This window comes from Anaerolinea thermophila, assembly GCF_020723905.1.
GTDB lineage: Bacteria > Chloroflexota > Anaerolineae > Anaerolineales > Anaerolineaceae > Anaerolinea > Anaerolinea thermophila_A.
Map to the genome: position 1 here is coordinate 117624 of NZ_DYHZ01000004.1, position 14396 is coordinate 132019.

Here is a 14396-nt window from a genome sequence, read left to right on the forward strand (position 1 = left end):
TTTTAAATCTCTTTTCTGGAGCGGTGGTAAAATGTTCTTACTCCATTCATTTCATCCGAAAGAGAATTTCCATGGCAGACTCAAACGTGACCCGAATGGCACAGGTGCTGGTGGACTACTCCACCGCCATCCAGCCCGGTGATACCGTGCTGATTGAAGCCACCACGCTGGCAGAAGAACTGGTGCGCGAGGTGTACCGCCGGGTGCTGGAACGCGGTGGGCATCCGCACCTGTTGCTGGCGCTCCCCGATCAGGATGAAATCTTCTACGCCGCGGCATCCCGCGACGAGCAACTGGATTTCGTCCCCGCCCTGCATCACTACGCCGCCGAAAACTTCGACGCGCGCATCCGCATCTACTCCGAGGGCAACACCCGCGGCTTGAACAGCGTCAACCCCGCACGCCAGGCACGCCGCCAGAAAGCCCTCTCGGTGGTTCAGCGGGCAGTTTTCCGCCGCGCCGCCGCCGATCAACTGCGCTGGGTGAGCACCCTCTTCCCCACCCAGGCATACGCCATGGAAGCCGGTATGGGCTGGCATGAGTACTGCCAGTTCGTCTTCTCCGCCTGCGCGGTGGACGGTTCGGTTGCCGACCCGGTTGCCTACTGGCAGGAAGTGGGCAAACAGCAGCAGAAGTTCATCACCGCATTCCAGGGACACGACCGCGTCACCCTGCGCGGTCCCAACGTGGACCTGACCCTCTCCATTCGCGAGCGGCGCTTCCTCAACTCCTGCGGCATTCACAACATGCCCGACGGCGAAATTTACACCGGTCCGGTGGAAGATTCGGTAGAGGGCTGGGTGCGCTTCACCTACCCCGCCATTTACGGCGGGCGCGCCGTGGAAGGCGTGGAACTGACCTTCCAGAAGGGTCAGGTGGTCCGGGCAACCGCACGCACCAACCTTGAATTTCTGGAGCAAACCCTGAACAGCGACCCCGGCGCGCGTTATCTGGGTGAATTTGCCATTGGCACCAACTTCCACATCCATCGCTTCACCGGCAACATCCTCTTCGATGAGAAAATTGGCGGCACGTTTCACATGGCGCTGGGCAACAGTTACCCCGAAACAGGCGGACGCAACCAGAGCGCCATCCACTGGGACATGATCTGCGACCTGCGCACCGACTCCGAAATCCTGGTGGACGGCGAGGTGGTTTACCGCAACGGAGAGTTTTTAATCTAGGGTTATCTTTCCTGAAATCAACTGAACCTGCCCACAGTGGGGCAGGTTCTTTTGTTCTTTACAGGAGATGGGGGATGATTCGAGCGTCTTAAAACTCCGGCAGGTGATGATCGAAACGCTCGGCGGGCAGACCGGTAAACAGCGTCAACACCTTTAACCAGGCGCGGCGCTCCTCGGGCGTCAGCGGTTCTTCGCGGTATTCCCAGTTTTGCTTGCGGATAAACTCCAGCATCTCGGCGCGGTGCTTTTTGAGACGCTCAAGGGTGTCTTCCAGCACAAAATCGGTGGCGCGCGGGAAACGATCTCCCGCTTCGTCCATCCAGCCACGCAGATGCTTCAGACAAATCCCATCCGATTGCAGGTAGGCTTCGCGCAGGCGCGAATCGCGCTCCTCCAGCGCCTGCATGAAACTGGAGAGCACGTTCATCCCCGCCTGTTTCATCTGCTGGCAAACGGGACATTCCACCGCCGGAGCATGTCTGGTGCGCCGGAACAGCCCCATCCCCGGAGACATCCTGCGCGCCGTCCGCCGTTTGCGCAGGTCTTCCAGCGTGTTTTCAACCAGCGACTCGTAGATGAGATTCACCCCCAGCGCCGGACCGCTTCGGGAAAGTTCCATCGCCACCAGCAACCGGGTGTGGGCAGGACAAAACCCGCCTGCACTGCGCACCTCGCGGCGCGTCTGCGGATCATTGGTGTGTTCCCACAGCAAATGATCCACGGCGTTCAACGCGGCTTCGTGCTCCAGTCGGCACACCGCACAACCCGGCTTGCGCAGGGCTTCTTCCAACCGCACCAGCGTCAGAGCAAACGGCATGGGCACTCCTTTAGGGGAATAAACTGAAGCAAATATATCATTTCCTGAGTCGAACAAACGAAAAAGAATTACTCCTTGAAAAGATTTTCATAAACTGTAATAGCAGGAGTTTGATACACAGGTATCCAATTTGCCTGGACTTCTTTCAGCATTTTTTGGGTTTCTGGAATAACATATTGCCCCCAACTGAGAACAATAGTATCGACTATCCAATATCTCGCCTTATGATAATCTGTATCAAAACGCAATCGTTCCTTGGGAATTCCCAGTGGGAAGTGAACGGTACCTCCCTGGTTTACCGCTATGGAAATTTGATAATCTGTTGAATTTGCATGGATTGCCCATGCAATAGCAGGTGATGCAAGTACCAGATCATCAGTTGATACATGGCGATTCACATATTCCGTAACTGCGCGGAATTCATCTAGGGGAATCATCAGCGAGTCAAAATCTGTTGAAAAATGTGTCATCACCTGTTGAAATAAATTGAATAAACTGCCAAAAAAAGGGAAAATAAAAACAAGCAGTAAACATATTGTAAGGAAGGCTCTGACATAACCCGTTCCAAAACCTGTTAATCGATTCAACGAGAAAACCTCTAAAATTTTTCCTGGAAAAGACACAATGTATTCAATTCCCCGTGCAGACAAAACCCCTATACCCAAAAAAACGAGAGGATAATAAGGCAAAAGATAATAAAAACTTTGATACCCCATTGAAACACTTCTCAATAAAATTACAAGAGGAACAAAAAAAGCGGTAAACGATAAAATCGCTAACCGTTTATTAGACAGCAACAAGAATCCAAACATACCTAAAAGGAGCAAAGGATTTTTATCCAAATCAAAAGCATAAACTACCATTATTCTTCCCAATTGCATCACAATCGGAGCATTTATCCTCAAAGAGGTAAATTTCCAGTCAAATAAAAAGGAATCCCCAAATGCCATCCATGATAAAAAAAAATGAAAAAGTAAGGGCAAAACCAGAATCAAGAAAACCCAACCGCTCTTTTTCCAATTCACCAATATGGCTGTTAAAGCGATGAAGATCAAATACCCGACATAAGCCAGTTCAATTAGCACCCCAATTGAACCTAAGAAAGCAGCCATTAGAAACCATCTAAATTTATCTGTCTGAATCGCTTTCCATAATAACCAGAAAACCACAACCGTCAAAGGAGCGAGCAAATTGTAACCGAACCCCATTCGGGAAAATAAAACGGCTTTGGGATCAACGGCTAAAAGAAATGACGCAAGATAAGGCACCAGTGGAAAATCTTTTGAAAGGATATCCTTAAGACAATAAAATAGCAGGATTACCGTTAAGACCCCCGCAAAGGCTGTGACTGCTCTTAATGTCAGCAAATTTACAGGGAGAAATCTTGCAAGTATCGTTAAGAGGTGAGGAAAAACGGGCATACGCCCCAGTAACAACAAACTTCCTTGTACTCCCAAGTACTCAGAACGCCCCTTAATTAAGTTGTCGACCACATTCAAAATAGTCCCTTCATCAGAATAAATTCCCGGATTGCTTTCCAGTTTGTAGAAACGGGTAAAAACTGCTGCTGCAACAATCAATGAAAAAATAAAAATGTGCAGAATTCGTAAAAATTTTCCTGAAACCATTTCTTACCGCTCCAACAGGTAAATATTTACAGGCGCTGCCTGTGGATATTCGATTTTTCCATAGTAGTTTGCTGACCGAATATAAAAATTCATTCTTTGATGAATATGAGGAGAAAGTTGAGAATCATTGCTATATATAATCCAAACCCTTTGATTTTCGAGTTTCTCCAGAGGTACTTTCTGTAAGTTAAACGCCTCCTGAAAAGGCGGAATCATAAAGCCAGGAGGAAATTTTTCGTCAAGCAAATAATGAGAATGTCCATCTAAATAAAAAGCAAAAGGCAATAACGTGGTTGCAGTGGCATGATAAAAAATATCCCCCGATTGAATTTCAGGTTTCAGGTTCTCTAATTTTTCTTTCAAATATCCCCCTTTTTGGTTTGGACTCCAAAAGAGGAGATACAGAACCGATAGAGCAATCAATACACCCAATATAATCTTGCCAGTTATTTTATACTCATTCAGAAGATACGCCAGAAACAGGATAGTTACCGCTGATATGCCACTTAAGGAACGATATACTATTAAATGTCCACTATGGTAAAACATACCTGCAATAAAAATCATGAGGATCGGAAATACACAAAGAAGCCCAGGTACAAACAACAACCTGAGATGACTGGCTTTTTGAATAATCCCCAGTAAGAAAAAAGAGAGGAATATTACAATAAGAAAGATAAGACCACTTATTGAAAGGATAAAGTTAAGTAGAGACATGTTATCAATCCAAAATACATGACTCAACTGGAAAAACAATCTCTCACCATTTACCTCTGGCACATTGATTCCAGAAAAAAATCTTCCTTCTAATGCCTTCCCCCATATAAAAATCCAAGGAAAAAAAGAAAGGATTGCCCCAAAACCTGTGTAGAAAATTTTTCTCCATTCATGTGGATGGTTCAGGAAGGCAATGATAAAGAGAGTCATCACATAAAATGGTGCAGCACTATTTGAATAGAGAAGTAAGCCACTGCATGCCAGAAATCCCCAAAATTTTTTTTGAAGGATAAATAAAAAACCTTGTAAATACAGATAACTCATCAGAGCATATACACGAGCATCTTGCGCCATCCAGATTTGATACGGTAATAAACCAAGCAGCAGTAAAGTCATAAAGCGAAGGGATTTTTGCACCTTATAAAAAGCCAGTATTTGCTCACCAACCCAGAGTATCCCAATACTGAACAAAAATGAAAGAATGCGATATCCCCATGCTTGTTGAGGAAAAATCAACACAACCACCTTTTCCAGAATTTCCCATAATGGGGGATTGAGTTCAAAAGAGATGAGCCGAATCATTGGAAACAAAGGCAAACGAGTGAGAAAAATTGTCAATGCTTCATCATACCAGACTGAATTTTGTTCCAGACCATGCGCTCTCAGAATAAATCCAATGCCTAAAGGAAACCATAAATAGAATTTTCCAGAATAAAGAGAGGAGAGTATTCTCTTATACTTGCCTTTTAAAATAGACTTTATCATAATCTCTTTTTTCATAAAAATCTTCTGAACAAGGATAACCTCCTCCTGAGATTTTACTCGTACTTTCTCTTATTATCCACTCACTTATTCATCTCAACTGTATTGCGATTTCTCTTTCCATTGACCCTTTTTATCCAGAATCCGCTATAATCACTTCAGTATGCACTGTCTCTCAACCGCCATACCCGATGTGATGATTCTCGAACCGCAGGTATTCCGGGATGAGCGCGGCTTCTTCATGGAAGTCTTCCACGAGGAAAAGTTCGCCGCTCTGGGATTGCCCACCCGCTTCGTCCAGGACAACCACTCCGCTTCGCGGCGCGGTGTCCTGCGTGGACTGCACTACCAGGTCCGGCAGGCGCAGGGCAAACTGGTTCGGGTGATCATCGGCGAGGTGTTCGATGTGGCGGTGGACCTGCGCCGCTCTTCCCCCACCTTCGGGCAATGGGTGGGTGAGTTGCTCAGCGCCGACACCCCCCGCATGATGTGGATTCCCGCCGGTTTCGCCCACGGCTTCCTGGTGCTGAGCGAATGGGCGGAGGTGCTCTACAAAACCACCGATTTCTATGCCCCCCAGTGGGAGCGCACCCTGCTGTGGAACGACCCCGCCATTGGCATCCGCTGGCTGCTTCAGCCGGGAGAAGAGCCCCGCCTCTCCGAAAAAGACCGCCGCGGCTTACCGCTGGCACAGTGCGAAACGTACCCTTAACCTTCTGTCCCACCCGTGTGGGACGCCTTTTTTCTGGGAGGATGTATGCCTCGTTCTCTACTGGTTACCGGCGGAGCCGGGTTTATCGGTTCCAACTTCGTGCGCTATCTGCTCGCGCATGACCCCGCCGTCCACATCATCAATCTGGACCTGCTGACCTACGCGGGCAGTCTGGAAAACCTGAAGGATTTGCCCGACCCAGCCCGTCACACCTTTGTACAGGGCGATATCTGTGACCGCGCCCTGGTGGATGACCTCTTCCGCCGCTATCGGATTGACACCGTGGTGCACTTTGCCGCCGAATCGCACGTGGATCGCTCCATCCTTGGTCCCGCGCAGTTCATCCAGACTAACATCGTCGGCACCTTCACCCTGCTGGAAGCAGCCCGCGAAGCCTGGCTGAAAGAGGGCATTGTCCCGCGCGAACAGACCCGCTTCCACCACGTCTCCACCGATGAGGTTTTTGGCTCGCTGGAACCGGATGACCCGCCCTTTACCGAAACTACCCCCTACAATCCGCGCTCGCCCTACTCTGCCTCCAAAGCCTCCAGCGATCATCTCGTGCGGGCGTACCACCACACCTATGGCTTACCCGTCAGCATCACCAACTGCTCCAACAACTACGGACCCTATCAGTTCCCCGAAAAACTCATCCCGTTGATGATCTTCAACGCCCTCAACGGCAAACCCCTGCCCGTTTACGGTGATGGTCAGCAGGTGCGCGACTGGCTCTATGTGGAAGACCACTGCGAAGCCATCTGGAAAGTGGTTACCGAAGGCACTCTGGGCGAGACCTACAACATCGGCGGCGGCAACAACCCCACCAATTTGCAGGTCGTGCATACCCTGTGTGACATTCTGGATGAACTCCTCCCGCACTCGCCGCACACCCCGCACCGTCAACTGATCCAGTTCGTCGCCGACCGCCCCGGACACGACCGCCGCTACGCCATGGACATCACCAAGATTCAGACCCAACTGGGCTGGAGCCCCCGCGAAACCCTCGCCAGCGGATTGCGCAAGACCGTGCAATGGTACCTGAATCACCCCGAATGGATTGAAGCCATCCGCCAGCATTCCGACTTGAGCGGGTGGATGGAGAAGAACTACGCCCGCAGAGGAGGTAACCCATGAAAGGCATCATCCTGGCTGGCGGGAAAGGCACCCGCCTGTATCCCCTGACGCTGTCCATCAGCAAGCAAATTCTGCCGGTGTACAACAAGCCGATGATTTACTACCCCCTGTCCATCCTCATGTTCGCCCGCATTCGCGAGATTCTGGTCATCAGCACCCCCGATGACCTGCCCGTGTTTCAGCGCCTGCTGGGCAATGGCAGTCAGTGGGGACTGTCCTTCTCGTACGCCGAACAGCCCCAGCCCAACGGACTGGCAGAAGCCTTCCTCATCGGGCGGGACTTTCTGGCGGGTGAACCCGCCGCGCTGATTCTGGGCGATAACATCTTCTACGGGCACGGCTTGCCGGAGCAGGTTCAGCGCGCCGCCAGCCTGACCCGCGGCGCGGTGATCTTTGCCTATCCAGTGCGCGACCCCGAACGCTACGGCGTGGTGGAGTTCGATGGTAACGGCAGGGCGGTCAGCATTGAGGAAAAGCCCCGACAGCCGCGCTCGCGTTATGCTGTGCCCGGTATGTACTTCTACGACGAACGGGTGTGCGACTTCGCCGCCGCGCTCAAACCCTCACCGCGGGGCGAACTGGAAATCACCGATCTCAACCGGGTCTATCTGGAGCGGGGCGAACTGCAGGTGGAACTGCTGGGGCGCGGCATCGCCTGGCTGGACGCCGGCACGCACGAATCGCTCATGCAGGCATCCAGTTTCGTGCAGGCAGTGGAAGACCGCCAGGGGCTGATGATTGCCTGCCCGGAGGAAATTGCCTGGCGCATGGGCTTCATTGACGACCAGCAATTACTGGCGCAAGCCCAACACTACGGACAGAACGAGTACGGCGCCTATCTCCTGCGCCTGCTGGAGGAAAAGATTTGATGCGCATCCTCCTGCTGGGTCACCACGGACAGGTGGGCTGGGAATGCCGCCGCACGCTGGCGCCGCTGGGCGAAGTGGTCACCGCCGATTATCCTGAGGTAGATTTTGCCCAACCAGAGCGCCTGCCCGCACTGGTGGAGCGCGTGCATCCACAGGTCATTCTCAATGCCGCCGCCTACACCGCCGTAGACCGCGCCGAGAGTGAGCCAGAGGTGGCACGGCGGGTCAACGCACTGGCGCCCGGCGTGCTGGCAGAATCTGCCCGGCAGGTAGGAGCGGCGCTCGTGCACATCTCCACCGATTACGTTTTTGACGGAAGCAAAGGCGCGCCTTACACCGAGCAAGACCTTCCCCATCCCCTCAGCGTGTATGGACAGACCAAATGGGAGGGCGAGCAAGCCGTCCAGCAGGCAGGCGGGGCGTATCTCATCTTTCGCACCTCGTGGGTGTACAGTTTGCGGCGGGAGAGTTTCGTCCGCAAGGTACTGGAGTGGGCGCGCCAGAACGACACCCTGCGGGTGGTAGAGGATCAGGTTGCCGGTCCCACCTGGGCGCGTCTGCTGGCGCAGGCAATCAGCGCCGTGCTGGCGCAAGCCCTTGCCAGCGGAGATGCCCGCGCATGGCTGGAAGACCGCCGCGGACTGTATCATCTGGCGGGAAAGGGCTGGTGTTCACGCTACGAGTGGGCATGTGAAATTGTGCGCCTCGACCCGCGCCGCGAAGAACAGCGCGCCCGCGCAATCCTGCCCGCCCGCACCGCAGAATTCCCCACCCCCGCGGCGCGTCCGCTCTTTTCAGCGCTGGAAATCGGCAAATTTGAACGAACCTTTGGGCTTACCCTTCCCCCCTGGTCTCAGGCGCTGGAGATGGCGATGGAAGGGGAGTTGGGGTGAGCGCATCGGGAAACGCCGCCAGCCCCAGCCCCACAAAAGAAAACGCATAAGGCAAAAGCATGCGCACTTCCTGCCAGTAACCCCACACCACAATCAACGGCAAATGGAAAACCAGCACCCACGCCGCCCGCTGAAGGAACTTCGGCGCGCGGCGGTATCCCACACCTGCCAGAAGCCAGAATCCTCCCAGAAAGAGAATCCAGTTCACCGCCGCCCTGAACAAATGCGCGGGCTGGATGTTGAACTGCCAGATTTGCGCCAGCGTCTCCACGTGTGCCGTAGCCGGACGAAGCCAGCGCAATCCCAGGAAGACCCCGCCCCACAGCAGGGCATAAAGCACCAGCCACCCGACATGCTTCCAGTGCCACCCCCGCAGAGAAAACAACCGCTGTCCCGCCACCGCTGTCAGCGCAAACGCGGGCAAAATCAACACCCCGGTTTCACGGTTCAGCGAAGCCAGCAGCACCACCAGCCCCAGCCATCCCCGGCGTCCCTGCGCCATCAGCAGAAGCGCCAGCGTGTAAAAAAGCGCTTCCCAGAACGACCACGGCTGAAAATAATGATCGTAGAAGGTCAGCGGCATCACCGCCGCCACAAACAGCGTCCCGATGAGCGCATACTCCCTGCGGAACCAGACCCTCAGCAGGGCAAACCCCGCCCACAACCAGAAGAACAGCGCCAGCCCATTCAGCACGATGTAAGACAGAGCAAAGGCACGCCAGTCAGAAAAAAACAGCCGTTCTACCCGAAAAATTGCCTCGGCAAGAAAAGGCACCAGCACGCGGTACTGATAAGGCGAAGGCGCGCTCCCTTCCAGAATCTGACGGTGCAGAGCCAGGCGCATCTCCAGCGCAGGCTTTTCAATGTTGAAGAAATACACGTACGCCAGCGTCAGCGCCAGAGAGAAAAGCACACACCCCACCGCAAAAGTGAAAGAACGGGACTTCATCTCACCGTCCTCCAGAAAGGTCTACGCGGGTCAGCACCACCCCCTCAGGATGCGCCTTCAACCGTTCAGCGATGACTTCCAGCGGAGCGTTGTCATCCACCAGCACACTCAGGGAATAATATTGCTGAATTCCCATCTCCCGGAAACGGGAAAGCACTCTTTCATGGGTTGTTTCATCTCCACCCGTGGAAAGCATGTTTCCCTGAAAATACAGGTCAGGCACATCCATAGCAAATGCCTTACTAGCCATCACCACAGGATGATCTCGAATCGAAGTCAGTACAGGAAGACTGCGGGCATAGTAACTGGTAAGGGTACGAGCCGTCACCAGCCCTCGAATGGAAATGCTTAATCCCACCAGACATGCCACAACAAACATCCAGCGTACCGCCTTAAACAGCCGTTGATTTGCAGAAAGAGAGAGGGTGTGTAACTCAAGTCCTGCTGCCACCACCAGCAGAGGGTAAAACGAAAGCAGGTAGCGCGGTCCCCATTGCAAACCGCCCGCACCAACCCACGCCCGCCAGAGGTACACCACTCCGTACACCAGCAAACTCGCCGTCAGCATGGCAGGGAAAGCAGATTGCTTCCATGCCGGCTTGCGCAGTAAATAATACAGTCCAAAAAGCACCTGCGGTGCTGCCAGCACGGCGCCGTGCACCGCCTGATACCACGTGGGCTGAAACGCCACCCAGCCGCACACCCCAATCACCACCCCAAAGGCGCTCAGCGAGAGCCAGCGCAGACGGGGGAAGAACGCCAGCACCGCCCCCGCCAGCAGGGAAAGGCTCGCCGTCCACAGTGCCCAGCGAGGAAAGATGAAACCATCCACCCGCGGCGGGTTAAAAAAAGCATATGCCAGCAATTTCAGCCCCGCATTTTGCCACCCGGAGAGGGATTCGGCTTCCACCAGTTGACCAAAGGTGGGACCCAGAGGATGTCCGGTTGTCCACAGGTTCAATGCCATCCACGGCAATGCCGTCGCCCCAGCACTGAGAGCGGCAAAAAGGGCTGGGCGGGGACGGCGCACCAGAAGCACCGCGCCAAACCCGATGAGCAGAAAAGCGGCATCGGGGCGGAAGAACACCGCCAGCGAGCCGCTGATCCCCGCCAGCACGGCGGAACGAATGCGCCCATGCTCATCGGCGTCCAGCATACCCAGCAGAGCGCCCAGCACTCCGGCAGTGCTGAGGGTGTGCTCCCAGAACCGCGTGGCGTAAAACGCCACCGGCGTTGCCAGCCCCGTCAAGAACAGGGCAACGATCCCCCATCTCTCCGATCGGGTCAAACGCCGTACCAGCATGCCGGTCAACCCTGCCGTCAGCGCCCCCGCGGCGGCAGGCAGTACAAACAGCCCCAGCCAGCCAAAGACCTGATAAAAGGGCAGAGACACCAGCGGCAGGGCAATGGGCCACCAGGAGTACATTTCACCATCGCGGGGGATAAAGTAATATAGAGGAACAAATTCCAGATTGGGGTCCAGACTTTGAGCAGGATAAACCAGGGGAGTATTCAGCCGTCCAGTTTCCAGAATGGAGCGGAGAAAAATATACTTTCCACCTTCATCCAGCGACCAGAATACCTTCTGCGGCGTCAGGGAGATCCAGATGAGATAAAACACCCACAACAGGAAAGTGCTCCCCCCCAGCAGGCCTTTTAGAGTTTTCCAAAACCCGGAAGAAAATCTCATACGGCTCGAATGGCATTCAGCGTTTTTTTGCTAGAAGGATCCAGAAATCTGTCCCAAACATCTGGCAAAGATGCGTGTATTCGTTGGGATCATAAGCCCGACGTTCCACATAACGATATAAACGGTGCGCTCGACGGCGTATTTTTTCTACCAGATGGGAAGGAATCTGAATCTCAGAAAGACGCTCTTCCATCTTTTTTATCGCGTCTTTCATCTCTCTTAATAACAGAGAGGGTTCCACCCATCTCTCATTAAGAAGTTGTGCCTCTAACCCCTGTTCCTTAATCCTGTGGATATACCAATCAATGAGATGATACTCGTTCACCCCATAGGCAATATCCGGATAAAGACTCTTGAAATACATTTCGGCATCCTTTGGAGTGAGCAGCGTAATTCCCGGAAGATTATAGTGTCCATCATTCCACAAAAAGCGATACCAGAATGGATTGGGAATTTCCATGTAGAGCACCCCCCCGGGTTTCAGCGCTTTTGCCAGTTGCGAAAGGGTCAATGAGGGATTGGAAACGTGTTCAATCACATCGTTGCAGGTGAGAAAGTCAAATGTGCCCAACTCGTTGAAGCCAGATGATTCTACATTGAGGCAATACAATTCCCCCTGAACACCTTTCTCACGCAGGTTAATTGCCGCCAGATCTAACAAATCCTGGTTCACATCAATTCCCACCACCCGGGAACAGCCTCTCTGAGCAAAGGCGATTAAGAAACCTCCATAGGCACAACCCACATCCAGAAAACTCTTTTCGCGGAAATCGATCCAGTTTCGAAGACGATCAGCAACCTTTGCTCCTCGCTCAATGGTTCCTTTTGCAAAATTTAACCATAACGCGAACGTTTCTTTCGGCAATCCAGCAGAAATGCGTTCAAGATAGGACTGTAAGGCGAAATTGAATTCGGGTCCGGTAACGGTAGGAACAAGTCGAGCCGCAATGGATTGCGCTCGTACCTGCCACGTGTTGTGTAAAGCCTCTTCTGTGGCAAGATTCTGGTAACCGGCATCGTTTCGTAAGTTCAGCGCTTCATCAATCTTAGTGCTGAAAGTCTGAGGAGTACCTGCAACCAGTACACCTCTGGTTTTCATGCTCTCTCGCATGGGGGTAATGACGACTGGCTTACGGGCTGCCATATATTCAAACAGTTTCAACGGCGAAGTGGAATGTGTAATGTCATTGACCACAAAAGGAATCATGCATACATCAAAGTACCGCAGGTAATCCGGTAACAAAGCGTAATCTTTCTTCCCCAGCCAAAACACATTCGAAAACTCTTCCAGATGTGCCTGATGCACCGTACCATCGTAATCGGGACCTATCAACACAAAGTTGAGATCCGGGCGCAATGCCGCTACCTTTCGGAGCAGATCGTAATCAAACCAGCGTGCCAGTGCCCCATAATACCCGACAATCGGGTGCTTCATACGAACAACCGGTTCCAGATCGGCTGGGGGAGGAGCACTTTTTTTCCACACCTGCTCAAAATGAGAATAATCTACCCCGTTGGGAACAAGAAGCGCATCCGGGCGAACAGAGCGTACCTGTTCCAGCAATTTATCTGCTGTGGCAACAACCAGTTCAGCATTTCGCAAAAAGAAGCGATGATTTGCCTCTAATTCAGGAAGGGGACGGGAAAAGACTTCCAGTTCATCAATATACTCATAAATGACGCGCGGTTCGGTAAAAAAGGAGAGATAATCGCGATTATAGGGATAGAAAAATACAATCGGACGAGAGATATTGGCAAATAATTTCATCTCCACCTTTGCCAGATACAGGCGGGGTGCCAGTTGATGGAACCCCTTTGGAGTGGGGATATATTCTGGCTGACAGTAGAAGACCAGATACCCCTCCCGCGCAAACGCCATTGCCAGGTGCTGAGGACGCTGATAGAGAGCCGCTTTCCACTCGATAGAAGGAGGAAAAACAATGATCCCCTTGACATCGGAATGTTCTTTCAAAATATCCATCAATTCCGCATACAGATTGCGGAAAACAAAGCGGCGTATCTTGCGCAAAAGGGCAAGACGATTCAGGTAGCGCATAACCCTGCCGCCCGAGGGCAAAATCGCCTGACGAATTTTGTTGAGCACGAGATATGCCTGCCAGACAGGACTGGCTTCAAAACGAGCGACCCTTTCCAGCAATTCCTGATTCTTTTTGGTCAGGTAATTCACCTGCTCCTGAAGCAAATTAATGGTGTGCTGGGACTGATCCTGAGCACGTGTCGCAAGAGAGAGTGCCTCTATCAGAACATCTTTCCGGACCCAATCGCCGGGAATAGCCGGAGAGGGTAAAGATTGCCAGTATTTTTCTGACAGCGGGAAAACCTCATCTGTTCTTTGCAGTGCAACAATACGATAGAGCGCACTTTGATTGGGAGAAACAACCCCTGCGCGATGGACTTCCCGAATCAGGTTTCGTACGGGTTCCTGTATCCCATAAATCCAGTGCACAAGAGCCTGAGTTAAAGCCGTCCCCAGCAACGCCTGGGCTTTTGGTATCCAGCCGGAAAGGGTCAGCGTTTCTTCCGTAGAAGATGGGTGTAAAGGAAATCTTTCGCCATCCCCATTCAGAGACATCCACAACCGCCAGATCCAGTACCAGTAATTTTCGGGGTTGTACGTTCCCACCAGAAGATACTTTTCAGCATAGCCTTCAAGAATTTCTATTGCTTTGAGACGCTGTTCAGAGGAAAGAAAATCGTAACCATCAAAAATGAACACCAGATCCCAACGTTTCTCAGGAGCAGGCACCCCATGGATGAAATGCACTCGCCCTTCCAGAACCATTTCTTCTTGTTGGAGAATTGCCTGATCCTCTTGTTCCGGCAAAATGATGTCCACATCAAAAGCGGGATTTTGTACCAGTGCTTTCCCCGCCCAGGTAGACCCGCTACCCACCAGAAGGATCCTGCCTCCATCGGGTAAGATTTCCTGCAATGCCAGACGAAGTTCCTCTGCCAGTAAAGACACTTCAGGCATATCTTTCTCTTTAAATCGAGATAAAAAGGCTTCAGTGTATAAGTTT

Annotated in this window: 11 protein-coding genes; 5 read left to right on the forward strand and 6 right to left on the reverse strand. The window is 52.3% G+C overall.

The window, feature by feature from the left end; genetic code table 11:
- Nucleotides 1-71 precede the first annotated feature (71 nt).
- Nucleotides 72-1184 carry an aminopeptidase gene (locus LHF31_RS07315; protein WP_298004473.1) on the forward strand — a complete coding sequence of 371 codons (1113 nt, stop codon included), beginning with the start codon at nucleotides 72-74 and terminating at the stop codon, nucleotides 1182-1184.
- 88 nt (nucleotides 1185-1272) lie between these two features.
- Here LHF31_RS07315 and LHF31_RS07320 read toward each other — a convergent pair whose 3' ends face one another.
- From LHF31_RS07320 to LHF31_RS07330, 3 genes are all read right to left on the reverse strand, one after another.
- Nucleotides 1273-2001, reverse strand: coding sequence for a DUF6062 family protein (locus LHF31_RS07320; RefSeq protein WP_298004478.1), 729 nt, complete (start codon nucleotides 1999-2001; stop codon nucleotides 1273-1275).
- Nucleotides 2002-2069: 68 nt separating this feature from the next.
- Nucleotides 2070-3629, reverse strand: a complete 1560-nt coding sequence (locus LHF31_RS07325) for a glycosyltransferase family 39 protein (RefSeq protein ID WP_303773989.1) — start codon at nucleotides 3627-3629, stop codon at nucleotides 2070-2072.
- Nucleotides 3630-3632: 3 nt separating this feature from the next.
- Nucleotides 3633-5126 (reverse strand): hypothetical protein, encoded by a 1494-nt coding sequence (locus tag LHF31_RS07330; protein WP_298004484.1) that lies wholly within the window; start codon nucleotides 5124-5126, stop codon nucleotides 3633-3635.
- Nucleotides 5127-5271: 145 nt separating this feature from the next.
- Here LHF31_RS07330 and rfbC point away from each other — a divergent pair, with 145 nt between their 5' ends.
- Genes rfbC through rfbD form a run of 4 tightly spaced genes read left to right on the forward strand, consistent with a single transcriptional unit; the run spans nucleotide 5272 to nucleotide 8716 of the window.
- Nucleotides 5272-5820, forward strand: coding sequence for a dTDP-4-dehydrorhamnose 3,5-epimerase (gene rfbC / locus LHF31_RS07335; protein WP_303773991.1), 549 nt, complete (start codon nucleotides 5272-5274; stop codon nucleotides 5818-5820).
- A 45-nt stretch (nucleotides 5821-5865) separates the two neighbouring features.
- Entirely contained in the window at nucleotides 5866-6954 is a 1089-nt protein-coding gene (gene rfbB / locus LHF31_RS07340) for a dTDP-glucose 4,6-dehydratase (protein WP_303773992.1), read from the forward strand.
- Nucleotides 6951-7823: a glucose-1-phosphate thymidylyltransferase RfbA gene (gene rfbA / locus LHF31_RS07345; protein WP_298003336.1), complete on the forward strand. Its 873-nt coding sequence runs from the start codon at nucleotides 6951-6953 to the stop codon at nucleotides 7821-7823. Before rfbB ends, rfbA begins: the two co-directional genes overlap by 4 nt.
- The gene (gene rfbD / locus LHF31_RS07350) at nucleotides 7823-8716 is read left to right on the forward strand and encodes a dTDP-4-dehydrorhamnose reductase (protein ID WP_298003358.1); all 894 of its coding nucleotides are present in this window, start codon (nucleotides 7823-7825) and stop codon (nucleotides 8714-8716) included. The genes rfbA and rfbD overlap by 1 nt, the downstream gene beginning before the upstream one ends.
- Here the strand turns inward: rfbD and LHF31_RS07355 are convergent.
- From LHF31_RS07355 to LHF31_RS07365, 3 genes are all read right to left on the reverse strand, one after another.
- Nucleotides 8658-9665 carry a hypothetical protein gene (locus tag LHF31_RS07355; RefSeq protein ID WP_298003338.1) on the reverse strand — a complete coding sequence of 336 codons (1008 nt, stop codon included), beginning with the start codon at nucleotides 9663-9665 and terminating at the stop codon, nucleotides 8658-8660. The genes rfbD and LHF31_RS07355 overlap by 59 nt on opposite strands.
- A gap of 1 nt (nucleotide 9666) precedes the next feature.
- Nucleotides 9667-11292, reverse strand: a complete 1626-nt coding sequence (locus LHF31_RS07360; protein WP_303773995.1) for a hypothetical protein — start codon at nucleotides 11290-11292, stop codon at nucleotides 9667-9669.
- Nucleotides 11293-11371: 79 nt separating this feature from the next.
- Nucleotides 11372-14350 (reverse strand): methyltransferase domain-containing protein, encoded by a 2979-nt coding sequence (locus tag LHF31_RS07365; RefSeq protein ID WP_298003343.1) that lies wholly within the window; start codon nucleotides 14348-14350, stop codon nucleotides 11372-11374.
- Between the last annotated feature and the right edge of the window lie 46 nt (nucleotides 14351-14396).